The organism is Serratia nematodiphila DZ0503SBS1 (assembly GCF_000738675.1).
Taxonomy (GTDB): Bacteria; Pseudomonadota; Gammaproteobacteria; order Enterobacterales; family Enterobacteriaceae; genus Serratia; species Serratia nematodiphila.
The window spans coordinates 3,086,898-3,111,057 of record NZ_JPUX01000001.1 but is presented as its reverse complement, the minus strand read 5'-3'; the positions used below and the strand labels follow the sequence as shown (position 1 = coordinate 3,111,057).

General features: G+C 57.0%; 18 protein-coding genes. 3 read left to right on the top strand and 15 right to left on the bottom strand.

Annotated elements, in window-relative coordinates; genetic code table 11:
- Positions 1 to 294: 294 nt before the first annotated feature.
- The 13 genes from JL05_RS14325 to JL05_RS14265 all read right to left on the bottom strand — a co-directional run bounded on the left by JL05_RS14325 (position 295) and on the right by JL05_RS14265 (position 16,993).
- Positions 295 to 2,154, bottom strand: coding sequence for a carbohydrate binding domain-containing protein (locus JL05_RS14325; RefSeq protein WP_033632793.1), 1,860 nt, complete (start codon positions 2,152 to 2,154; stop codon positions 295 to 297).
- 11 nt (positions 2,155 to 2,165) lie between these two features.
- Positions 2,166 to 2,909: a glycosyltransferase family 2 protein gene (locus JL05_RS14320; protein ID WP_015378195.1), complete on the bottom strand. Its 744-nt coding sequence runs from the start codon at positions 2,907 to 2,909 to the stop codon at positions 2,166 to 2,168.
- A gap of 7 nt (positions 2,910 to 2,916) precedes the next feature.
- Complete coding sequence (locus tag JL05_RS14315) at positions 2,917 to 3,972, bottom strand: glycosyltransferase family 4 protein (RefSeq protein ID WP_033632792.1); 1,056 nt, start codon at positions 3,970 to 3,972, stop codon at positions 2,917 to 2,919.
- 1 nt (position 3,973) lies between these two features.
- Positions 3,974 to 4,879 (bottom strand): glycosyltransferase family 2 protein, encoded by a 906-nt coding sequence (locus tag JL05_RS14310; RefSeq protein ID WP_004934661.1) that lies wholly within the window; start codon positions 4,877 to 4,879, stop codon positions 3,974 to 3,976.
- A 3-nt stretch (positions 4,880 to 4,882) separates the two neighbouring features.
- Positions 4,883 to 6,037 (bottom strand): hypothetical protein, encoded by a 1,155-nt coding sequence (locus JL05_RS14305; protein ID WP_033632790.1) that lies wholly within the window; start codon positions 6,035 to 6,037, stop codon positions 4,883 to 4,885.
- Between the two features lie 6 nt (positions 6,038 to 6,043).
- Positions 6,044 to 6,892 (bottom strand): ATP-grasp fold amidoligase family protein, encoded by an 849-nt coding sequence (locus JL05_RS14300; RefSeq protein WP_004934663.1) that lies wholly within the window; start codon positions 6,890 to 6,892, stop codon positions 6,044 to 6,046.
- Positions 6,873 to 8,171, bottom strand: coding sequence for a flippase (locus tag JL05_RS14295; protein ID WP_033632789.1), 1,299 nt, complete (start codon positions 8,169 to 8,171; stop codon positions 6,873 to 6,875). The genes JL05_RS14300 and JL05_RS14295 overlap by 20 nt, the downstream gene beginning before the upstream one ends.
- Before the next feature lie 4 nt (positions 8,172 to 8,175).
- Positions 8,176 to 10,356: a polysaccharide biosynthesis tyrosine autokinase gene (locus JL05_RS14290; RefSeq protein WP_033632787.1), complete on the bottom strand. Its 2,181-nt coding sequence runs from the start codon at positions 10,354 to 10,356 to the stop codon at positions 8,176 to 8,178.
- 27 nt (positions 10,357 to 10,383) lie between these two features.
- The gene (locus tag JL05_RS14285; RefSeq protein WP_033632785.1) at positions 10,384 to 11,517 is read right to left on the bottom strand and encodes a polysaccharide export protein; all 1,134 of its coding nucleotides are present in this window, start codon (positions 11,515 to 11,517) and stop codon (positions 10,384 to 10,386) included.
- Positions 11,518 to 11,562: 45 nt separating this feature from the next.
- On the bottom strand, positions 11,563 to 12,612 hold the full coding sequence (gene wecA, locus JL05_RS14280) for a UDP-N-acetylglucosamine--undecaprenyl-phosphate N-acetylglucosaminephosphotransferase (RefSeq protein ID WP_033632784.1): 1,050 nt from the start codon (positions 12,610 to 12,612) through the stop codon (positions 11,563 to 11,565).
- Positions 12,613 to 12,785: 173 nt separating this feature from the next.
- Positions 12,786 to 13,748 carry an NAD-dependent epimerase/dehydratase family protein gene (locus JL05_RS14275; RefSeq protein WP_015378203.1) on the bottom strand — a complete coding sequence of 321 codons (963 nt, stop codon included), beginning with the start codon at positions 13,746 to 13,748 and terminating at the stop codon, positions 12,786 to 12,788.
- A 179-nt stretch (positions 13,749 to 13,927) separates the two neighbouring features.
- The gene (locus JL05_RS14270; RefSeq protein ID WP_033632783.1) at positions 13,928 to 14,827 is read right to left on the bottom strand and encodes a winged helix-turn-helix domain-containing protein; all 900 of its coding nucleotides are present in this window, start codon (positions 14,825 to 14,827) and stop codon (positions 13,928 to 13,930) included.
- 771 nt (positions 14,828 to 15,598) lie between these two features.
- Positions 15,599 to 16,993: a NarK family nitrate/nitrite MFS transporter gene (locus JL05_RS14265; RefSeq protein ID WP_033632782.1), complete on the bottom strand. Its 1,395-nt coding sequence runs from the start codon at positions 16,991 to 16,993 to the stop codon at positions 15,599 to 15,601.
- A gap of 349 nt (positions 16,994 to 17,342) precedes the next feature.
- On the opposite strand from JL05_RS14265, the gene narX reads away from it, so the two are divergent.
- Positions 17,343 to 19,127: a nitrate/nitrite two-component system sensor histidine kinase NarX gene (narX, locus tag JL05_RS14260; protein WP_015378206.1), complete on the top strand. Its 1,785-nt coding sequence runs from the start codon at positions 17,343 to 17,345 to the stop codon at positions 19,125 to 19,127.
- Between the two features lie 10 nt (positions 19,128 to 19,137).
- Entirely contained in the window at positions 19,138 to 19,788 is a 651-nt protein-coding gene (gene narL, locus JL05_RS14255; protein ID WP_033632781.1) for a two-component system response regulator NarL, read from the top strand.
- Here the strand turns inward: narL and JL05_RS14250 are convergent.
- Positions 19,785 to 21,296: a YchO/YchP family invasin gene (locus JL05_RS14250; RefSeq protein ID WP_033632780.1), complete on the bottom strand. Its 1,512-nt coding sequence runs from the start codon at positions 21,294 to 21,296 to the stop codon at positions 19,785 to 19,787. The two genes, narL and JL05_RS14250, sit on opposite strands and share 4 nt — an antisense overlap.
- Positions 21,297 to 21,725: 429 nt before the next feature.
- Here JL05_RS14250 and JL05_RS14245 point away from each other — a divergent pair, with 429 nt between their 5' ends.
- A complete protein-coding gene (locus JL05_RS14245) occupies positions 21,726 to 22,394 on the top strand; it encodes a prepilin peptidase (RefSeq protein ID WP_033632779.1) in 669 nt (222 codons plus the stop codon).
- On the opposite strand, the gene JL05_RS14240 is transcribed toward JL05_RS14245, so the two are convergent.
- The gene (locus tag JL05_RS14240) at positions 22,391 to 24,001 is read right to left on the bottom strand and encodes a hypothetical protein (RefSeq protein ID WP_004934698.1); all 1,611 of its coding nucleotides are present in this window, start codon (positions 23,999 to 24,001) and stop codon (positions 22,391 to 22,393) included. The two genes, JL05_RS14245 and JL05_RS14240, sit on opposite strands and share 4 nt — an antisense overlap.
- Between the last annotated feature and the right edge of the window lie 159 nt (positions 24,002 to 24,160).

Genomic DNA, 24,160 nt, shown 5'->3' with positions numbered 1-24,160 from the left:
TTAAGTTAATTGATTGAATTAAAACGAGTAAAACAGAATATAGAGATAAAGGTGGGCAGGCGGGAGGCAAGGCGAGGTATTTGGGGGTAGGACGCGGGAGAAACCTCCCGCGTCAGACTGTTGACAAAGGGGGAAAAAGCGTGGTTTTTCCCCCTTTGTGGTGAGCGGCCGAAAATCAATAAATTGATTTTCCTTGTTTTTTATTTGGTGCTCTCTGCCAACCCGGCAAGGGTATAAGGTTTGTCATCAATCTCACGCGGGAGAAACCTCCCGCGTGATGCTGACTCGTCGCTTTCAGCGTTGAAGCCACAGCGTCGCGGTACCCACGGCGGGCAACGTCAGCTTGACCTCCGTGCCCTCTCCCTGCTGCCGCCAACCTGCCGGAAGGCGCAAGCGGGTGCTTCCCTCCCGATAGTAAGGATTGGCTACCAGCAGCAAGGCGCGATCGCCCAGAATAAACATCCGCGCCGGCATTTGCGGGTCGCTTCCCGCCAGCGGCGTTGATTTTCCCGTCAGCAGATAAGGGGTGAAGGCGGCGATTTGCTGCGACACGGCAGCCACGCCACGCCAGGTGGCGTCAAACTCCCGTTGGTCGAAGCGGCCGGTTTTACGCTTATAAAACAGATCGGTATAAGAATAAAACAACAGCCCCTTGGCGCCGCCGATCAGCGCCTGCCAGGCCTGATTGCGAATTTCCGCCTCTGACGGCGGATGTGGCTTGCGGCGGGCGTCATAAGCGGCGTGATCCATGATTTGCATCACCACCCAGGCCCCGCGTGCCTGGCGGGCGGCCTGCACCGTCAGTGCGGTATAACGCGTGGTGCGCGTCAGATCGCTATCGTTCCCCACCGGATAAGGGTCGGTCGCCAAAATGTCGCTGCTGTTGAAGTGAGCGTCCAACTCCCCGGTTTTGTTCAGCACCTGGAAAGTCGGATGATCGCCGTCAAGTCGCTTTATTTGCAGGTTTTTTTCCTCGATTTTATCGAGATATTCCGGCCCCAGCTCATCGTTGATGTACCAGGCAAGCAGGTTGGGCTGAGAGCGCAAACGCTGCACGTACCAGGCAGTCAGCGCCGCGTAGTCGCCACCGCGGACGGCCGGCGCGAAGCGGCTGCCGCGGTACTGATCTTTGACGGAGTAAATGACCAACAGCCCGCGCTTGCGTGCGTTGCGGAAAAAGGCGTATGGATCTTTCTTTTCCCCGTAATCATAGTTCAGCACCGTGTTGAATCCCGCCGAGGCGATGCGCGCCAAATGCTCATCGGTAGCCACGTTGGCGTAAATGCCCAACGGGAAAAGCCGTTGACCGTCGCGCAGGGTAAAACCTTCGCTGTCGATCGCCACTTTGGCCGCAGGCTGCCCGACGCGAAAAGACAGCTCGCTGCCCTGAGCCTGGCGGGATTGTGGACCGGTAACCTGCTGACGCAGGCGGTATTCACCCTGGGCCAGGCCGGCCGGCGGTTGGTATTCGATACGGCGTTGTCCTTCAACCTGATAACGGTCGCGGCTACTGTGAACAACCTGCCCCTCGGCATTGAGCAATTCGCTGTCGACCTGCAAATGCTGCGGTTGCGAAGTGACGACCAGCGTGTCAACTTTCCCCTGCGCCGACGCGCCGAGCTGATACAACGCCGGCATAGACGCTCGAGCACAGGCATAGGCGTCGTCAAACCAGGCGGTACCGGTGCTCCCCTTACGCAGATAAACGCCAAAAGTGATTCGCGCCGCCTGAGGCGGCACGGTATAGCTGGCGTTCACCTGCCGCCAGCCGCTGTCGCCGGTCACCCCAGCCGGATAGCTGCCTTCCAGAAAGCGCCCCTGCGCATCAAAGCTCTGCAGATAAACCCCAGCGCCGCCGTCGCGGCTTTGCCCGCGTACGCCGCGAGTCTTGAGCCAGACGCCGAAATCTATCGTCTGTCCGGGCACAACCTGCAGCGCCTGGTTGAAGGTACGGTATTGCGCTACATCTGCATTGTCATAACGCAGACTCCCCCTGCCACTGTGCGTATCGCCGTCGGCCTGCGCGCCCTGCGCTCGCCAGCCGCTGAGCCCCTGCTCAAAGCCGGGGTTGGTCAACAGATTGGGTTGGCAGTTCTGCGCCAGAGCCGCTGCGCCCCACAAGGCGCAACAGCCCAGAGCCGCCCGCCGATACATCCCCCTCATGGTCATTTCCTTTTCACTACGGCATTGAACAGATAGGTGGCGAACAAATAGCAGGATTTCTGGTACGACAGCCCCAAATGCTGACGGTAAATCCGCCATTGCCAGTCCGCAGCGCGGATTTTGTTGCCCGACAGCGAATGGGTAGACAATCGGTAACAGGCCAGCGGTTCGGGAATACAGTAGGCCAGGCCGTTACGCGCCTTCTGCAGCACCGCCAGCCACATCAAATAGTCCTCATGCCCCACTTTTTGCTGATACACCTTACCGATGCGCTTCTGGTTATAGATGCCGGTGAGATTGCCGATCCAGTTGCTTTTCAACATGTCCTGATAGCCGATAAGCTCATCCGCACCACGGGTGTTTTTGATCAACTTCAGATCGTCTTCGAAGGTGTAATAATGGGAACACACCACGTCATAGCGGCGGGTTTGCAAAATGCTCGCCTGGCGCGACAGCTTGTTGGGGAGCCATACGTCATCACTGTCGCAGAAGGCGATATAATCCCCGCTCGCCGCCTCAATGCCGATGTTGCGCGTTTCCGCCACGCCCTGGTTATGCTCATTGCGTATATAGGTGAGGCGATCGTGGATAAACGGCCGCACCACCTCGGCGGTGTTGTCGGTGGAGGCATCATCGATCACATACAGGTGATAGTCGGTAAATTGCTGGTTCAGCACACCAAGAATCGATTCTTTGATTGAGTTTGCCGCGTTGTAAGCGGGCATTATCACGGATATCTTTTCCATTCGGTCCTCACTCAATGAGCTGTTGCCACTGGGGATAAATACGTTCGGGAGAAAAACGGCGAGACTTATCAAGCGCAGCGACAGAAAAGCGATCGCGCAGAGCCGGATCGCGCATCAGTTCGAGCACGCCTTCGCTGAAGGCGGCGGCATCGTCATCGGGCACCAGATAGCCGTTGACGCCGTTGTCTATCAGCTCGGCCGGGCCGGTCTTGCAGTCGTAGGCCACCAGCGGCAGGCCGAAACTCATGGCTTCGATCAGCACCATCGGCAACCCCTCATAGCGCGACGTCATCACGTACAGGCTGGCCTGGCGATAATAGGCCGCCACGTCGGCGGTGGCCGGCAGCAGGCTCACCTGCCGCTCCAGCCCGGCGCCTTCAATCTGCCGCCGCAGTGCGTCGCGCTCAGGGCCGTCGCCAATAATCAACAGCCGCCAATCCGGCATCTGCGCCGCCACCCCTCGCCACAGCGCGATCAGACGATCGAAGCCTTTCTGATTGCTCAACCGCCCCACCGCCAGCGCCACCTTTTCCTGCAGCGCCGGCGTCGGCGCCTGTGCGCCGAACGGCGAAACGTTCTCGATCACCCGGCATTTCCCGGCGCCCACCCAGCGAGCGATGGCGTCGCTATCTTGCCGCGTCAGGAAAATCACGCGATCGCTCAACCGGTAAACCAACAACTTCAACCACTTAAATACGCGCGGATACTGGTGAAAGCTGACGTGTTCGCTCAATAACAGCCGGCTGCGGGCACAGAACAAACGTAGAAAAGGCGTCATCACCACCGACAGTTTTCCCATGGAAACGGTAATGATCACATCCGCGCGTTCACGCCGCAGTGCCAACGCCAGCCGCCATGGCCAGAACAGCGAATCGCCGCCGCCACAGCGTAGCCGGACGTTGCTCGCCAGCGGAAAGAAGCTCCGTTCGCCACACAGCGAAAACACCGCCACCTCGTAATTCGGCAGACGCGCCAGCGCATTGGCCAAACCGCTGGCGACCCGTTCAGTGCCGCCCTTGCCCGCCATATTTTCGATGACGATGATTACCTTGCGTGCTTGCATATCATCTCCTGAATCCCTGGCGCACATTGCGCAACAGCCGGCCGCCAACCGAGAACAACCCCAGCCGCGTCAGACAATCGCCATACCATTTGATCATCTTGAACTTGCCGCTCAGGCTGTGCCGCACGATGCGCGACGAGTAATAATTGAACGCCTGGGCGTTTTCCGAATACAGCGAGGCCAGCAGGTGCTTGCAGGCGAATCCGCTGATATGGCGATCGCTGGGGCTGAGGAAGGTATTGATAAAGCGGTCGCTGGCCTCCAGGTTAAGCTTCGCCGTCATGCGTCCGTAGCGCCCCACGTCGAGAAACACCCCGCCGCCGGCGTCATGCGCCACCTGCGCGCCCAAATTGGTGGCGTTGACCAGAAAGCCCCAATCCTGATGTTTGTTGAGAAACTCGGGAAATAAAAAGCGGCGATCGCTTTTTTTACGCATGCTGATGGTGGATGACCGAATATCGCCCATTTCCAGAAAAAGAAAATCCTCGCCGGAAGAACCGGATTTGTAGTGGAAGTTGAAGTCGCGTACCGAATCGCCGCTCACCTCTGCATAATTACCGAAGATAATATCAATATGGCGATCTTCATGCTTCTTCATGCGGCGAATAATATAGTTGGTAGTGAAGTAATCATCCGAATCGAGAAAAAACACGATCTCCGATTGCGCTAAATTGGCACCCAGGTTGCGCGATACCGCCGCATTGCTCTTCTGTTTTTTCTCATGCAGCATCACGTTGCTATTAGTCGCCGCTATCTGGCGAATATATTTGATGTCATCCTCGTCAGAGCAATCATCAACCAAAATCACCTGATAGTCGAACCCTTGGCAAGCGTTGAAAATCCGCTTCAGAGTTTTAGGCAGGTAACGCGCACTATTATAAATAGGAATCACGATCGAGAAATCCATTTCTTAACCCTCCAACTTAGAATTTATCATTTCTTTTCCACGGCAAAGCAGCAATAACGACACGTTAAATACCGGGACCAAAAAATAGGTTTCCGTAAAAGTTGTCAGCAGGAAAACCACCACTACCCAGCGCATGAATCGACTCAGCCTGCACATATTCCCCAACAGGTGAAAATAACAAAAAAGCATGACAACAGAGGCGATCCCACCAGCCGAATAAAACATGGCGATGAAGAAAAAATCGACCGGCTTATAGGGTTCGATATTCATGCCGAACAGCGGATTGGGTAGCCCCACCGCCTGAAACATCTGCCAGGAGAACCAAATGCGCCCGGTCAACGCCTGGTTCAACAGCGCGTCCAATGCCGGATTGTTCCCCCAGCGTATAACGCTGGCGAACTGAAAGCCTATGATGGCCAACGTCAGCGCAATGCAGACTTTTCTATTGGGGGTAAAACGCAGCAGCGGCGCCAGCCAAAACAGCAACAACATCAACAGCGCCAACATAAAACAGGTGCGGGAATAGGAATACATCAGCACCGGGATAATTAACGCCGACACCGCCAGTGAGGCGATATTTTTCATTCCACGCGTTAATTTCGCATGGTCGATCAGGCACAGCAGCATGGCGAACAAGGCAAAAGAGTAATACGCCAAGGTGTTCGGGTTATCGAAACCCAGCGTTAATCTGTTGCCATAGCGCTCATCAAGGTAAACAAATCCCTCGGTGTAAAAGGTATAGGGGACAACCATCAACAGCCCGGCAACCACAAAAGCGATAGCGAACATTTCAGCGCCGCGCACCATCTCGATGCGGCGGAATAAAATTATCACCGCCGAGCTGAATACCGCGCCAAAAAGGTAATCACCATGTCCGGTGGCGATATTAACCAGAAACAGCAGAACCAAAAAACCCGCAACCGCTTTTTCCGCCATCGTAGCGATGAAAAATGCATAACCGACATAGAGCAACATCAGGGCATTAAGCCCCGTCACGGTTTTATTAATCAGCTCGCTGTTGAACGATCCCGAGGTCAGGAAAGTTTTCACGAAAAAGATCAACAGGAAGGTCAATATGATTGATTGATTGACCAAATCCCGCGACTGATTATAACCGACATTGGCATGCATGTGAAAATTGGAGGCGACTCTCTGCATAAGCGTTTACTCAGTAAAATAACTGCCCCATTCCTGCTCGATGTTTTCCGGCTTAAGCTTGCTTAACCCCGCACCAGGCGTAAACGTCAATTCACCGAAATAGACCTTCTCACCGACCTGGTAGAAATCCACGCGGACATAAGAGAACTGCTGCGCAACCTGGCGAGCCAAGCGCGTCATTTCTTCCAGCCGCGTAGGCCGCGGCATCGGTTCGTCGGCATTCGGCAAGCTGATGCGGATTTCGGTGCGGTTCCAGTCGATATCAAAAATGTCGCGCCGATGGGTGCCAAAACGCTGGTAATCCACCTGGATGAACATGCGAATTTCATGGTTATCGTTGAAACAATGAAACTTGATATCGTTCGGCACCTGCTCACCATCCAGCAACATGCGTTCCACCATGATGCAGGGTTCGATGTCCAGATAATGCTTTTCGCGACTCTGCTCGTAAAAGTTGCTGCGCATCCACGCACTGCTGAGATCGTACAATTCCGCGTAGCTAACCTGTTGCTTGTCGAACACCAACCGGTTATAGCCGCTGCCATGGTTGGCCTTAAGCACGAAGGCGTCGGGCAACTGCCTGAACGTGTCGTAGCTGAGTTCAGTGCCATGCGCATACAGCTCCACCAGATACTCTTCGCCCCACAGGCCGGCAATAAATTCACGGACCTTGTATTTGTCCGACAAGGTGGTGTAGATGCTGCGCGGATAAATTTTGCGGCGCATGATCTTTTCGCTGAAGCCGGTCGGTTTTGACAAGTGCGGCAGTTTTTTGAAATAGAGCGCGTATTTAACCTGATGGTGCCAGGCATCGGGCAGGCGCTTGGAAATGCTTTTAACCAGGGTGTTTAACATGCTCTCTCCTTAATTTGCTGACAAGACGCGGCAGGCAGTAAAAACAGGTCAGCTGCAGTCGGGTAATTTTCCCGCCACGGAATAAACTGTTCAGAACGAAGAATGAAATGAATTCCGCCAGTAGCGTAGACACCGCAGCGCCGGTCAGGCCGTAACGCGGGATCAGCAGCAGATTCATCGCCACGTTCATCAGAGCCACCAACGGCATCTTGATGGCGATAAAGCGATAACCGGCGAACAGCACGATGCTGCGGTACGAAACCGTCCCCATCACCGAGAACAGCGAGGTCAGCGTACAAATAGCCAGGATGTCGGCGGCCGGTTGAAAAGCGGCGCCATACAGCAGCGCAATAGCCGGCTGGGCGAACCACCACAGCCCCAGCAGCACCGGCAACGACAGGCCCAATACCACCAGATACAGCACCCGGATGCGGTACTCCTGCTCCAACGGATCGCGACAGTTGGCAATACCCGGCATCAACGAGGTGATCAGCGCCATCGGCACAAAAACCCACCCCTGACTGAGGGTGGTAGCGGCGCTGAACCAGCCCACCGCCTGCTCGCCGACCAGATTGCCCAGCATGATTTGATCGATGCGGGTATAAATCACTATCGCCAGACTGGAGATGGCCAACGGCAGACCCACTTTCAGCAAATAACGGCCATAGCGCCCGGCCTGGCGCGGCGTAACCCGCGGCGTGGCCGCAGCTTCCCCACGGAATAGCCAGAGGCGCGCCAGATAAGGTACGGCGCTGCTGAGGATGTAGGGTACCGCGAACCACACCAGCGGCAGCGCGGCGCTCACCAGCGCCAGCCGCAGCCCGATCGACAGCAGCAGCGCCAGGTTGTTGATCAGCGTATTGCGTTTCGACTGCAGGCGGGCATCGTAATAAATTTTGTACACGTCCTGAATCGAGAAATAGGCGCTGATAAGCAGCAACAGCGTCATCAGTTGACTGGCTGGCGGCTGGCTGAAATAGCTCCATATCAGCATCGGCAGCGCCACCACCAGGAACAGCCGGCGGCGCAAACGCATCGAAGCCAACATCAGGCGAATGCCGCTCGGCTGGCGGCGGGCGACGCGGTTGAAAATGATGCTGTCGGCGCCCAGCTGCACCAGCGGCACCACGATGGCGATCGTCGCCAATAGATAGTTGAGAGCGCCAAACTGGGCGGGCCCCAGATAGCGCGCAACGTAAATGGAGACGAAGATGCCGGACAGGCTGAGCGAAACGCGTTCCAGCATCAGCCACAGGGCGTTGGTGATAATGGCCTTCACCCGCTTATTCCTCTGCCTGCCGGTGATCTTCCCGATGGCTTGGATAGGCGAAGTTGTAATAGCTCATGTCGGTCGCCGCCCTCTTCACGATGCCGTTGAGGATTACGCCTCTGATCGCCACGCCATTCTGTTCGAAACGGCGCATGCTGGTTTCGATCTGCTTGACGGTGTTCACCTCAAAACGCACCACCAACAGTGACGTACCGGCGTGATTGCCGACGATGGCCGCGTCCGTCACCGCCAGAATCGGCGGCGTATCGATCAGCACCAGATCGTAGTTTTGCCCGGCCCAGCGCAGGAAATCGGCGAAACGGCGATGCATCAGCAGCTCGGACGGGTTCGGCGGCACCTGGCCACGTGGCACGAAATCCAGATTGGCAATGGCGGTTTTCCGCACCGCCTGTTCCGTCGTCACTTTGCCCACCAGCATGTCGGACAGCCCTTGATGAGCGTCGTCCGATAGCCAACGATGCAAAAATCCTTTACGCATATCCGCGTCGATCAACAGCACCCGCTGCCCGGCCTGCGCCACCACCACCGCCAGGTTGGTGCTGGTAAAACTCTTGCCGCTTTCCGGGCTGGCACCGGAGACCATCAAAATGTTGTTTTTGGCCTCCAGCATGGCGAAATGCAGGCTGGTGCGCAGGCTGCGAATGGCCTCCACCGACAGATCCGCCGGCTCGGCCACCGCCAGGATCGGCAGGCGACGACCGCCGGATTTGGGCAACAGCAGGCGTTGTTCGCGATTGCGTTTCGCCTGCCATGGCGACAGCGGCACGGTGGCGTAGACGTTGATGCCTCGCTTCTCCAGCGTATCGATATCATTGATGCCGCGATGGAAGGCCGTGCGCAGCAGCACCACGGCCGCGGTGCCTGCAGCGCCCAATATCAACGCCAACAACACGATGAGCATCTTTTGCGGCTGAATCGGTCGGATAGCGGTTTCCGCCTCGTCAACGATGCGAATATTGCCCACCGTGCCGGCCTTGCTGATGCTCAGCTCCTGCTGTTTGTTCATCAGTTGCATGTAAACCTGCTGATCCACCTGCACGTCGCGGGTGAGACGCAGGATCTCCTGCTGCATTTTCGGCAGCGTCTGTACCTGTTTGCCGAGCCGCGCCTTTTCCGCCTCCAGCGTGGCGCGCTTTTCCAGCAGCGCCCGGTAAGCCGGGTGCACGCGGGTATAAAGCTTGGAAATCTCCGCCTCTTTGAAGGTCAGCTCGTTGAGCTGGGCTTCGAGCTGTACCTGCGTGTCCAGCACCGATTTGGCTTCCAGCGACAGATCCACCGAGTCGTTTTGCTGGCGGAACTGGTTGAGCTGGGTTTCGGCGTTGTTGAGCGAGGTTTGCGTTTGCGGCAACTGCTCCTGCAGGAAGGCCAGCATTCTCTGCGCCTCTTCCGTTTTGCGATCCACGTTCTGCTGCAGGTAGTTATCGGTGATGTTCTTCAGCACCGCCTCGGCGCGCTGCGGATCTTCGCTCGGCAGCGTAAACGTCATGATGCCGCTGTCTTTGCCGCTCGGCACTACGCCCAGGTATTTACGCAGATCGTCCACCGCTTCTTGACGCGCGACTTTCACCACGGTGAAACTGGTGCCCGGCGCCGCGTCCAGCGCCGAAACGGTCATGCCCCACTCGCCCTGCGCCACCGGTTGCCCAACCACGCCACTGAACAATTTGGCGCCGTCATGGCTCAGCTCATAATGTTGCCCATCGCGCACCGTCAGCGTCAGCGCTTCGCCCTGCATGTCCGCCGGCGTTGTCAGCGTGGCGATGTCCAATACCGGCGCCTTTTCACCGCTCAGTCGGGCAAAGCCTTTACCGAATACCGGGAAATAGTCCGGTTCGACGCGCACCGTCAGGCCGAGGGCATCCACCGTTTTGCCGAGCACGTAGCGCGACTTGACCAGCGTCACCTCATCCTGCGTCGCCGAATTTTGCCCCAGCGAACTGTCCAGCGTTTCACGCAGCAGCGAATCGCCGGACAGCTGATTCTCCACCTGCACCACCGCCGTGGCCTGGTACACCGGGGTAGCCAACAGGGCGTAGGCGACGCCCAGCGCACCCGCCACGCCGGTCACGACGGCGATCCGCCAGCGGTTATCCCACAGCGGCCCTACCAGACGCTCCCACTCCAGCTTTTCATCTTGTTCGGCCACCATCACGGACAGCGCATTGTTTTTCATCTTCTGTTCCTTATTCACCCTGCGGAGTTACCAGTTGCGCACGCGCAAGGTAGCCTCGCTGAGATCGTTAAAACTGCTGATGGTCGGCACCAGCTGGCTGATCAAACGGTTCCAGCGCGCGATAGGCGCCGCGGTGACGTACACGACGTCGTAAGGGTGCAGCTGAAATTCAGCGCCCATCGCCAGCGCGCTGGCGTCGGAGAGATCGAACTGATACAGCGTCGCCAGCCGCTGCGGGGGATTGCCGCCGCTCGGCCGGATCACGAACACCCCGGTCGCATCCGCCACCGTCTGGCTGATCCCTTCGGAAGATCCGAGGGCTTCGGTCAGGGTCATGCCGCTGCGATCCATCTTCAGCGTCGCTTGCTTGCCCACCTCGCCCATCACGAACACTTTCAAGTTGTCATTGCGCGGAATGTAGAGGATGTCGCCCGGCTGCAGCAGCGCGTTCTGGCTGATGTCGCCACGCTGCATCAGCGCCTGCAGCGAGATGGCCCGCTCTTTGCCCTGATGGGTCAGCACCACGTTGCGCCAGTCGGCATTGTCCGTCAGGCCGCCGGCGGCGTTGATCGCATCCAGAATGGTCAGCGGCACGTTGGTGATCGCCTGCTGACCGGAGGTTTTCACCTCACCGGTCACATAAGCCTTCTGCGAGCGGAACGCGGCAATGCTGACATCCACCTGCGGGCTTTCCACATACTGCGCCAGACGGCCGGCGATCAGGCTGCGTACTTCGGTGACGGTTTTGCCCACCACCGCCACGCGCCCGATATAGGGGTAAAAGATCGTGCCATCCGCATGCACCCAGTTACCGGTGTCGCTGGCGCTGCGATATTGCCCGGCCGGCGTGGTCAACTCGGGATGATCCCAGACGGTGACGTTCAACACGTCGCCAACGCCGATACGGTATTGGTAGCTCTGCAACCGCTGATCCAGTGCCGGATTCGGCTGGGCGACCGGTTCAATACGCCGCATTTTCTGCAGCAGCATCGGTGACATGCGGTAGACCTGTACCTGGCTGTTCAAATCGAAATCGTCGTCTTGTTGCACGACGATGGCTTTTCCGCTGGTCGGTAAATGTGAGCCGGGAACCACCGTACAACCGCTCAACAACGCGGAGGTGAAGGCCAACGGCATCAAAAGAGGCAAATGAAAATTCATGGAAATACCGTGATAAACGGGCTGCTGCCGCAGCCCGTGAGAGGATTAACGCCCGACGGTTGGATTATCGCTGAGCATCGTCGCCTGACGCGGTTCGCGCAACATGGCGAAATAACCGCAAAAACAGAACAGAAACGCCACCAGCATCAGGCTTTCCTGCAGCTGCAACACTTCACTGCAAATGCCGATGCAGGCCAGCGTCACCGCCAGCATGGTGCTCATCGCCAGTGCCTGACGCGCATTGAGCCCGCGACGCATCAGAATATGGTGCAAATGATCGCGGCCCGCTTTGAAGGGGCTTTGGCGGCGCAACAGGCGGCGCACCATCACGGTCACCATGTCCATCAGCGGAATGGCGATCAGCCACAGCGCGGTGACCGGGCGCATTACCGCCTGCTGCCCCTGCGTCGCCAGCAATACCAGCCACAGCACGCTGAAGCCGATCACCATGCTGCCGGCGTCCCCCATAAAGATTTTGTTACGCGCGCCGAACAAGCTCAGGTTGAACAGCAGATAAGCCGCCAGCGCGACGATCATGCCCAGGCACCACAGCGCCAGATCTTCCCGGCCACCCAGTCCGAACACGATGGCCAGCGCAACAAAGGTCACGCAGGACAAGGCGCCCAGTTGCCCGTCGATGCCATCCACCATGTTGTAGGCGTTGATCGCCCCCCATACCGCCAGCGGCGTGAGTAGCAACGCGCCATAACCGAGCATCACTTCCTGATGGCCCCAGGCATGGCCCAATGAGGAAAGCTGCATCCCTGCCGCCAGCATCATCGCCAGCGCGATCCCTCCCTGCACCATGACGCGCGGCGCCACGGGCAGATCAAAGCGGTCATCCAGTACGCCCAACACCACCAGCGCCGTGATGCACAGCAGGTAGACGGTGTTGTCGGGCAGCCAGTCGGGTTGCCACAGCGTCATCAGCATCAGCGTCAGGTACACGGCGATGCCGCCGACCAACGGAATATGTCCCAGATGTTGCTTGCGCGCATTGGGCTTATCCACTAATCCCACCGTCAAGGCGACCCGGCGGGCAATAAGGATCCACGCGACCGCCAGCACAAATATCACGCTCAGTTGATATAACATCGTTCCTCCAGCGAATAAGCACGCTACCGCCCTTGAGTTACAGCTCCCAATGCGCTATTAACAAAAACAAAATTGATCCTGCCAGGATATAAGTCAGCATGAATTTATCCTGAAAAATACAGATTTATCCGCTTGTCGGCGGAATAATCAAATAACGTCAGCGTGCGATTAAGTTATCTATCAGAAAACTCATGTTTAATGGTTCTTTCGATTGCCGAATCAAGTTCAACAGGCGCCACGAAATTATTTTTCACATTACTTTTAAACTGCGTTCTGGCGCAGAATTTCTGTACTCTGACGCGACTGATTGGGAATTTTTTGCGACTTATTTTACTCACAACATCCAATGCGGTTGCGCCGCATATGCCTACGGCATAAGGAATGCGAATCGTCTTATTTTCTCTCCCCAATGAAGAGGAAATTACGTCAACCAATTGATTCATCGTAAAGTCCGGTTTATCGACGTAGTTGCTGACCTGATAACTTGACTGTTGATCCAGCGCATATTCCAGCCGCGCGGCAATATTTTCAACGTAGGCCATCGACTTCATATTATTGCCGCTGCCAATCATCACGAAACGTCCGCTGGCGATCTGACGGAACAGGTTATACACGTTGCCACGGTTGCCTTCGCCGAATACCACCGTTGGGCGGATGATAGTCAACCGATTTTCCTCATCGGCCTTGCGCCAGGCTTCATAAACGTATTCCGCCTCAAGCTTGGATTTGCCGTAATGGTTGAAAGGCTCGAAACGTCCTTCTTCGCCGGTCTCCTGTTTGACGAAGCCGTAAACAGCGACCGAGGAGGTGAAAATGATTTGACGGATATTCAGGGCGGAGGCGGTCATGCAGACATGGCGCGCGCCTTCGACATTAACCTGATAATAGAGCGAAATAGGATCGACATTGTCCTGATGCTCCGCCGCCAGATTAATGATGGCGTCGCAGCCCGCCAGCGGTTCTTGCAAGGTCTGGGGTTGCGTCACATCGCCATACTGATAAAGGGATGGAAAATGTGCACTGGGTTGCTTATCGACGATGACCAATGTCAGATCATCGCGCTTACTGAGACGTTTCGCCAGGCGTGTTCCGATAAAACCGGAACCCCCGATAATAGCTACTTTACGCTTATCCATAATTTGTCACTCAGCAGGTTCTCATTATTCCCGTCACCCGATTGGGGCAGGACGCTAATACGCGTTAGGTAATGAGTTCCAGACTGGACAAATCGAACCTGGCTTTCAAATAACAAATAATGAAATAAAAGATTTCATCAAATGTAAAATTATCGCTATAGATAAAACCTCATTCAACGCTAATTTTTAACATCGTAAGCAACTTGATATTGCAAGGTTTTATTCGGCAATATAAGATTAATCCGACCCTTGCCGGTGGACGAAGAGGTCTCATATTTTACCGGCAATTTCAGCTGGCCTTGCTTAGGATCGACACATTCGATGGTCGCCTGCTCCATGCTCTCGCCCTGGTACAGGCAGAACAGAGTTTGCGGGCTGTTGGTATGGGGGTTATTCAGCGTCAGCGTCAACACCACACGCGTGTTGTTCTGAATATCATTGATCACCGGGGGGCGAGTTTGGTTGCCAAGCACGTATGAAAAATGTGAAATAACCAGCAAAGAGGCGAATACCGTCAGGTATTTCACTACACGGCTGGCGGGCATGCTGAAAAAGCGACGCGCCGCCGCCGACTTTTTTTCACGCGCCGGTTCTTTGGATGACTCCACCGTTGCAACAGGCGCAGCAACCAGCGTCGATTTATGCGGCTTATCTATTTTTTCATCGTTTGTTTCAGACGACTCACTTTCACTTTCAGAAAGTTCCGCTTGAATATTAACGCCAATATCTTCACCGCCATTTAATATATCATCATCAGCGTAGTCTTCATCCTCGGATATAAAGTGAAAAGCCGCTTGATTTTCCACCTTGTAACCCAAACGAGGAATGGTTCTGATAAGCGTGTGTTCCGTATCGCTAATCTTTTGGCGAATAGATTTAATTGTTTGATTTATCGTTGAATCTGAGCAATAGGTTCCTTTCCAGATATTTTCTATAATTTCCGTTCGGGTAACCAGTTCTGGCGATCTGGCGACAAGCAGCGAAAGAATTTGATACTCCTTCCAACGCAGACGAAATTTCTCCCCGGCAGGAGTCAGAACATCTAGATTCCTAATCTTTATTCTTTTATCAAGATTCACTTTTAATTTCCTTAGCGTGCCTGTCCTGCACACTTTGTATAGAAATATCAAAAAATGTTCAAGAAATTAAATGTAAACTCAACAGGTTGCATTCATCGGATATTGGCCTTTATAAAAATTTTCTGATTTCATTTTTTACATTAGGCCATATTAAGGATGTTCCGTTTATCCAAATGACTCTTTTTCCCTGTTGGCAACATGGATTTCTTTCATGGTTACCGTAAAATTCAAATGAACACCTCATTGATTTAAAAAGAAAAAACTAACCATGTTGTTCGATTGTTAATCGAATGAAATTGTGAAATTTCATTCTTATCCGTGAATTCATGGTGTTTTCCCACCTAATCTGATTGTCAGATAGACTACAAAAAGCCGAAAAAAACAGAATGAGAGTTATCTGATTTAACCCCGTTACACATTCCACTCGGTGTGTGCTGCATCTAAGACAAAATCCTATTACTGATTTTATAACAATCGCACTAATTATGCTTTGCCCTCCCGGAAATTTCATTTAATCTGCGAAAAAACATTAACGCCTTAATGTAAGAATACTCTCAATAAAACGAAAAAAACGTGCAAATAATATAATCCGTTTTGGCGAAAACATTCTCACATTGAGAGATAGTGCTATAAAAAAAGAAAAAAACGGCAAGCTAAGATGAGAATTTTACCTAAAGACAGAAAATTTCACTGAGGAGGCGAGGAGAGATGACTCGGAATGAGAGAAATATCCCTCCCCTGGCGGGAGGGATTGAGAAAGCAGTTTGATACTCAGGCCTTTTTCTTGCGGCCATACACCGCCCAGGTGATGACCACACACAAGATATAGAACACCAGGAATACTTTCATTGCCCCCGCCGGCGAACCGGTCAGCGCCAGCGAGGTACCGAATGCCTGGGGAATAAAGAAGCCGCCTGCAGCGCCGATCGCCGAGATAAAGCCCAATGCGGCGGCGGAGTCCGTCACCGCTTCACGCTGTGCGCTTTCGTCACTACCGCCGGCCGCTTTCACGCGATCGACAGTGATTTTACGGAAAATGACGGCGATCATTTGGAAAGTCGATCCGCTGCCCAGCCCCGCCGTGAGGAACAGCACCATAAAGATGCCGTAGAAGGCGATGAACGAACCGCCCTCGCCCGCCGTCGGCAAGGTCAGGAACAACAGCGCGGCGAACACGGCCATCACCACAAAGTTGATCAACGTCACCCGCACGCCGCCGAAACGGTCAGACAGCGCGCCGCCGACCGGCCGCGCCAGCGCCCCGAGGAACGGCCCGAAGAAAGCGTAATGCAGGATCACGACCTCCGGAAATTGCGTCTTCGACAGCATGGCGAAACCGGCGGAGAAACCGATGAAAGAACCGAAGGTCGCGAGGTACAGCAAACTCAGCATCCATAAATGCCCACGTTTGAGCACTGGCAGTTGCTGGCGCAGCGATGCCTTGGCCGCCGCCAGATCGTTCATGCCGAACCAGGCCGCCAAGGTGGCAACCAGCAGGAACGGTACCCAGATCCAGGCGGCGTTTTCCAGCCACAGCTGCCCCCCTTCTGCCTGATCTTGCGCCGTGCCGCCAAACAGACCAAACAGGCTGAAAGAGATCGCCAGCGGCGCGACCAGTTGCATGACGCTGACGCCCAGATTCCCCAACCCGCCGTTGAGACCCAACGCGCCGCCCTGACGCGCTTTCGGGAAGAAGAAGCTGATATTGGCCATGCTGGAGGCAAAGTTGGCGCCCGCAAAACCGCACAGCAGGGAAATGATGACGAACACGCTGTACGGCGTGCTGCTGTCCTGCACCGCGAATCCCAGCCACAAGCACGGCACCAGCAGGAAGCAGGTGCTGATAGCGGTCCAGCGACGGCCGCCAAACAGCGGGATCACGAAGGAATACGGCACGCGTAAAATAGCGCCCGAGACCGACGGCAGCGCTGTCAACAGGAACAGTTGATCGGTGGAAAAGTTGAAGCCAACCTTGTTCAGGTTGACCGCAACGGCGCTGAACAGCATCCAGACGCAGAAGGCCAGCAGCAGACAGGGGATGGAAATCCACAGGTTGCGGGTGGCGATGCGATGGCCACGCTGCTGCCAAAAGGCGCTGTCTTCAGGATGCCAATCCTGAATCAGCGTACCGGTTTTCTTTGATGAAGGCGTTGCAAGTTGCGACATAAAAACCTCAGACACGGGGGATTATTCCGACACCCTAGGGGGCTGCCCCGGCGGCAAAGTTGATGTATATCAACCCGAATGCAAGTAGTTGGCGGCACAAATAGCGCCTTCATCCCCTTAGGGGTACGTTCCGGATAAAAATTAAATCATTTATAATCAATAAATTATAATCAACCACTTCGTCATCCTCACCGCTTCGCCGCCCCGCTGGAAACTAATGGGTACTTCATTCGAGGTATGGGGTTATGCTCAGGGATAATCAAAAATACGGCTGAATCGTTACTTGTTTACCCCATCGCCGCCTTCGCCCCTGAGCTTCTGCGGCGCCAAATGCCAGGAACCCGCGCTTATGAAACGCCTGTTGGCCCCGCTTTCGATCGTAAATCAGGTCGCCCTGCTGATGTTGCTGTCGGGCATTCTGGGCGTGGCCGGCATGGGGATTTCCGCCTGGATGTCGCAAAGCATTCAAGGCAACGCGCATGCCATCAACAAGGCCGGCTCGCTGCGTATGCAAAGCTACCGTCTGCTGGCGCAGGTGCCGCTGGATGAACGGCATGAAGCGTTGATCCGCGAACTGGAGCGCGACGAAAACAGCCCCGACCTGCAGCGTTCGGTGGAACAGGAAGGGCTGACGCAACCTTTCGACACCTTGCGCGACTACTGGCAACAGACCCTGCAACCTCGCCTGCGTAGCGCGCAGCGCCCGGCCGACGCCGCGCCGCAGGTAGCGCACTTCGTGCAGCTGTTGGATAAGCTGGTCTCGGATATCGACAGGCAAACCGAACGCCGCCTGCTGATGGTGACGCTGGTGCAGGCCGGCTTTATCGCGCTGACCCTGCTGCTGCTGATCGGCACCACCTGCTACCTGCGCCGCCGGTTGCTACATCCGTGGCGGCAGCTGGTGGAAATGGCGTTGGCGGTGGGCCGCGGCGACTTTAGCCGCCGCTTCGCGCAGCGCGGCCATCAGGATGAAATGGCGTCGCTCGGCGGCGCGTTGAACACCATGTCTGACGAACTGTCGGCCACCTACAGCGGGCTGGAGCAGCGCGTAGCCGAGAAGACCGCGGACCTGCAGCAAAAAAATCAGATGCTGAGCTTCCTCTATCGCGCCAGCCGCCTGCTGCACGCCAGCGAGCCATTGTGCAGCCGCCTGACGCCGCTGCTCAACCAACTGCAAATCCTGACGCCGCTGCGCGCCATTCAGGTGCGGCTGTATGAAAACGACAGCCGGGAGCCGCTGCTGCAGCTGAGCGGCAACCAGCCGTTGCGGCCGGAGCATTGCCATAATCCGGTGTGCAGCGCCTGCCTGCACGACAGCGACCGCCAGCATCCCGACAACCCGTCGCTGAGCTGGAGCCTGAGTGACAAACTTGGCGACTACGGCGTGATCGTGGCGCAACATGCGCCGCAACAGCCGCTGAACGATGAGCACCGCCAGCTGGTCAACACTTTGGTGGAGCAACTGACCAGCGTGCTGGCCATCGAACGTCAGGTAGACCACCAGCAGCAGCTGATGCTGATGGAAGAACGGGCGGCAATCGCCCGCGAGCTGCACGACTCCATCGCCCAATCGCTCTCCTGCCTGAAAATGCAGATCGCCTGCCTGCAGATGCAAGGCGAAACGCTCTCGTCCGCCAGCCAGGCGCTGGTGCAGCAGATGCGCGAAGAGCTGAACGGCGCCTATCGCCAGCTGCGCGAGCTGCTGACCACCTTCCGCCTGCAGCTGACCGAACCGGGCCTGCTGGCGGCGCTGCAATCGACGGTAGCGGAGTTCAATCCCAAACTGGGTCTGAACATCAGCCTCGATTACCAACTGGGGCCGCGCACGGTGCCCGCCTACCAGGCCATTCATCTGCTGCAGATCGCCCGCGAGGCGCTCAGCAACATCCTTAAGCATGCCGCCGCCAGCGAGGTGAGCATTCAGGTCATCAACAAACGGGGCGAAGTGACCCTGAGCGTATGCGATAACGGACGCGGCCTGCCGGCCGAAACATCCCGCCCCGACCATTACGGCTTGATCATCATGCGCGATCGCGCCAAGAGCCTGCACGGCCGTTGCGACATTTTACCGCGCAGCGGCGGCGGCACCGAGGTGCGAGTCAGCTTCACGCCGGATAACCACGCCATCGACTAACGGAGACACCATGACGACAGAAACCGCCGCCACCATCTTACTGATCGACGACCACCCGATGCTGCGCAACGGCGTAAAACAGCTGATTGGCTTGGACGCTCGCCTGCAGGTCATCGCCGAAGCCAGCAACGGAGAACAAGGGGTCACGCTGGCGGAGCAGCACGATCCGGATCTGATCCTGCTCGACCTCAACATGCCCGGCATCAACGGGCTGGAAACGCTGGATCGTCTGCGCCAGACCGACCTGTCGGGGCGCGTTGTGGTGTTCAGCGTGTCCAACCATGAAGACGACGTCGTCAGCGCGCTCAAACGCGGCGCCGACGGTTATTTGTTGAAAGACATGGAGCCGGAGGATCTGCTGAAGGCGCTGCATCAGGCGGCGGCCGGGCAGATGGTGCTCAGCGAAACGTTGACGCCGATCCTCGCCGCCAGCCTGCGGGAAAACCGCCCCAGCGCCGATCGCGATATTCAGCAATTGACGCCGCGCGAACGGGATATTCTGAAGCTGATCGCCCAGGGGCTGCCGAACAAGCTGATCGCCCGCCGCCTGACCATCACCGAAAGCACCGTCAAGGTACACGTCAAACACCTGCTGAAAAAGATGAAGCTAAAATCCCGCGTCGAGGCCGCCGTGTGGGTGCTGCAGGGTAAAAACGGTTAGTCGCCGCCGTACAGCGGCCCGGTTTGCGCCGGGATCGGCGGCGGCGTCAGGGTTTTGATCGGCGGCAGGCCCGCGTCATCACCGGCGGTCGCCGTCAGCGGCGGCGCCACTTTCAGCTCTATCCAGTTGGACGTCACGCGCTGCTGTTTATCGTCCTCCAGCGTGACCGATAGCCGGTAGCTGTTGGCGGCGCCCGGCGCATCGTCCCACGGCGGCACGATCGCCGTCCAGCCCTGCGGATCGTTGGCGTTGTGCGGCGGCGTCAGGCTCAGCGCCTGCGTATCCCCCTGCCAACTGACGTGAGAAATCCCGTTCAATGCCTTGATTTCCAGCACCAGCGGCACGGTTTCCCCCGCCTGCAGGCTCCACGGCGGCGTGGCGAGGAACACCTGCAGCGTTTTGCGCTGGCGGAACTCCAACACCGGCACGTTCTTGCGTTCGATAGGATCGTAGCGGCTGCCGCGCAGCGACTTGGCCTGCGCCACATACTCCGGCGAAATCTGCTTCACCAACGGCACCCCGAGCCGATAGCTCAGCGCCAGCTCGATCTGATCCTGGCTCTGCCCGCCCGCGCCAATCTTATGCAGCGCCTTCATCGTCACCAGCGGCACCGGGGTGTAATTGAGCCCCAGCTGCATCGCGCGCGGATCGTTTTGTTTTTTGCCGCTGCCGAACAGATCGACATTATCGCCGAGATACTGCTCATAGCTGAGCGAACCACCGATCTGGCGATAAAACGGCAGATAGCCTTGCGTCGTAATGTCGTAACCGCGCGCCGGGCGGCTGAAAAACACGCCATCGCCAGGCTGTTGCGCCAGCGCCGACAGCGGGTAGTAATAGTTGGTGGAGAAACGCAGGTAGTCTCCCCAGGCCTCCGCGCCGACGCTGCCGCGATTGCGCTGCCGGGCGAAATCGCTGTCGAGCGCCGTGTTGTACCCCAGCAGCCAGTCACCGGCGATCCAGCGCTGCCCCAGCGCGAAATTACCGAGCGCCCCGGCGCTTTGCTGTAGCCAGCCGATCTGGCTGTAGGTCAGCAATCCGTCAACGTCGTACAGCGGGCTGAATAACTGCCCGTTGCTGCCGGTAAAGTCCCCCTCACCGGTCATCTTCAGCGATAATCGGGCGGTGCCCAGCGGCGACAACAGTTCCTGCGCCTGCTGTTGCAGCGCGCCGGTCGCCTGGCCCAGCAGATAATCCTCGGCGCGGCTGCGCATCTGCTGACGGGAAACGTTATTCAGATCTTTTTCGCCGAACTGCTTGGCCATCTCGGCCCACTGCTTCTCGCGCGCGGCGTCATCGGGCGCGCCGCCCAGTTCGGGCAAGTTCGCCGCCGGATCTGCGGCGGCCGGTGCGGAAGAGACAACGCTCTCCGGCGCCGGCGGGGATTCGGCACAGGCGGGCGCCGCGCCGGCCAGCCACACCAGCGCCCCGGCCAGCCACGCCGTCTGGCGTCGGCGCCAGAGTCGTTTTTTAGTCTTGATGAGTACTGCCTGAATAACGTCTTTCATGACACCGTTGGCTTCCCTCCTTCCTGGAGCACGCCAACCCACTGCTTTGCTGTCGCCTTTCCCGCGGCAGTTCTGGAAACCCTACGCCCCGTCCAGGCCGGGGCGCCTCTCCCTTAAAGTCTAACGGCTTGACGAACAGAAACAATAGGATAAACCCCAATCACTCCCCAGTGACGCCGTCACTTACGCCATTTGCCGATCCATTCCGGCCGCCAGGTGAATTCACACCATTTCAGCACCGATTTTGCCGATAAAAAGCGCAACACCCCACTGCTGCGCGCCTCCGCGCATGACATTGCCTCACTCTGCAATACGTGAAGTGGCGATGCGTACAACTGCGCATTCCTCACAGCCCACCGCATTTCACCCCGATGAAATACGCATTTTGCCGTTATTTTAAACATCTATTTCACGACTGACGGAGCCCCGATGTTTCTTTCCTTACTGTGGCCCGCGCTGTTTTTCACCGCGCTGCTGTCGGCAGGTGCGGTCGCCTTCACGCTCATCACCCGGTTGGAGCGAATGGCGGCCGGGCGCGCCAGCCCACCGAAATTGCGCCGCCGTAGCCTGCTGCTGACGGCCTTCGGTTTGGCGTTGACGGCGCTGCCCTTCGACCTGCCGGCAGCACACCGGCTGTGGTTACCGCCGGCCGCGGCGTTGCTGATCGCCCTGGCCTGGCTAGACTGGCGCCACCGGTGGCTGCCGGACCGGTTAACCCAGCCGCTGCTGTGGGGCGGGATGCTGTGCAATCTTGATGCTCGCTGGGCGACGCTGGGCGACGCGGTTATCGGCGCCGCCGCCGGCTACGGGGGTTTGTGGCTGCTCAATGCGCTTTATCGGCAGGTGCGGCGGCGTAACGGCATCGGCCAGGGTGATTTCAAACTGCTGGCGGCGCTGGGCGCCTGGCTCGGTTGGACGATGCTGCCGCTGCTGGTCTGTCTGGCGGCCATGTTCGGATTAGGCATGGCATTGACGCGCGGCCGCCGCAACCGCCGCGCCTGGCGAACGCGGCAACCTTTCGGCATCGCCTTGGCGGCCGCCGGCTGGCTGTTGCTCTTGATGGACGCCGGCCAGAATGCGCCGGCGTTATTCGGTTAGTTCTTCAGTGTCTCGATCAGCCGATTGAGCAATCCGGCCACTTCCGCAGTGCTGGCCGTTGTCGGATTGGCCAGTGGCTGGATCACCGCGAGCCTGGTGGTGGATAACACCTCATCGCTGCGGATTTCCAACGCATCGGCGGGTGGCGTGCTCAATGAAACGCCGTCCGGCCGCCAGTAGCTGCCGCGCGTAGTCTGCACCTGATAACTGCCAAAGCCGAAATCTTTCTCGACGCGGTAATATATTTCGCAGCTTAACGGCCCGGTGCGCCGCAACATAAAGGCGCCTTTCGCGCTATAGCTGCCTTTATTGACGACAAAGGCGGTCGCCTGCGAAGACAGATCGAACGTGATATATAAATCGCACGCCAGCACCTTGGTGCTTACGCCCTGTTGCAGAGTAATGCGCGTTGTTGGTTGCCGATCCGGCGCGGTCAGGGTGCCTAAAAAAGTCCACGATTGCTGTTTCGAGATATTGCGCGGCAAATGGTTGCTGGTGGCGGAAGGGGCAATTCCCCGCTCGCCCAGACTGTACATCGCTTCGACCCCGCTTAAAAACGACGTAACGTCGACGGTGCTTTTGCCGGCCACCGGGACGCCGCCGTTGTATACGTTACTGAAGGTTACCTCGGTATTGTTGCTGCAGGCGGCGATCGCCGCCGGGAACGGCGTCTTAGAACCGCTGTAAAGAGTCAACTGACCGATGTCCCAACGAGATTCGTTGATGAATCGGCACAACACGCTCCCGCTCTCCACATTCTGCGCGTCCTGGATATTGATATTGCCTATCGTGCCTTGGGCAAAGTTGGTGGACAACACGCTGACATTGGCGGCGCGCTGCGTGTTGCGGTTCTCGCAACCCAACGAATTGATCGTGCCGTTAAAATCTTTGAACGAGTAGATATCGCCGATGCAGTCATCCGCAGCCAACGAGCCGATAGTAGAGTAAAACCCTGAAATTCTGAACGCAGTCCCCTTGGCACGAGCGGCGTAGAGGCCGTCTATAAAATTGGTGGTGCCGGACTTGTCCATCCACAGCACCCCATCGCCCGGGCGATTGGCGTTTGCCTCCATCTGCACGTTCACCAGCCAGTTAATGAACATGTCGCCCGAGACAAACAGCGAATAACCGCCGACCTTGGTGTAGATGTCGCGAATATCAAACTTCGTCATATTGCGATCGCTGAACCACACGCCGTGAGTGTCGTCTACGCCGGTATCATCCCGCAACGTCAAGCCGTGCAGCGTCAGATTGGCGAAGCCTTTCACCACGATCACCGCTTTCTTCGTTTCGCCCTGTTCGTTGGTGTAACTGCTGTCCGCCGTCTTGACAATTTTGGTCGCCCGTCCCAATCCGACCACCCGCAACCCGATGCCGCCGTAGATGTCCGTTGTCGTCTGAATGAGTACGTGTCCGGCGACCGTATACACCCGCTTCCCAAGGGACAGCGTACCGCCGGCTTGCAGCGCCGCCGCCGCCGCTTTGTTGATCGCCGGCCCCCAGTTGCTTCCGTCGCTGTCCTGATAAAACTGTTCCGGCGTAACAACCTCACCGGTGGCGATCAAGGTTGCTGCGCGCGCTCCTGAAGCGTTTTCGTTATTGTCCATAATATCTCCTGACGTGATGTGTCCGCATCATTGCGGACGGCCGCGGTGAAAGGCGTAAACAACGCCGCCTTTCAGTGCCAATCTATCACCGTCATATGAGCGCGTTATGAAATTTCATTTTATTTCACCCTGACACAACATCTCGCGATCCGAGGTAGC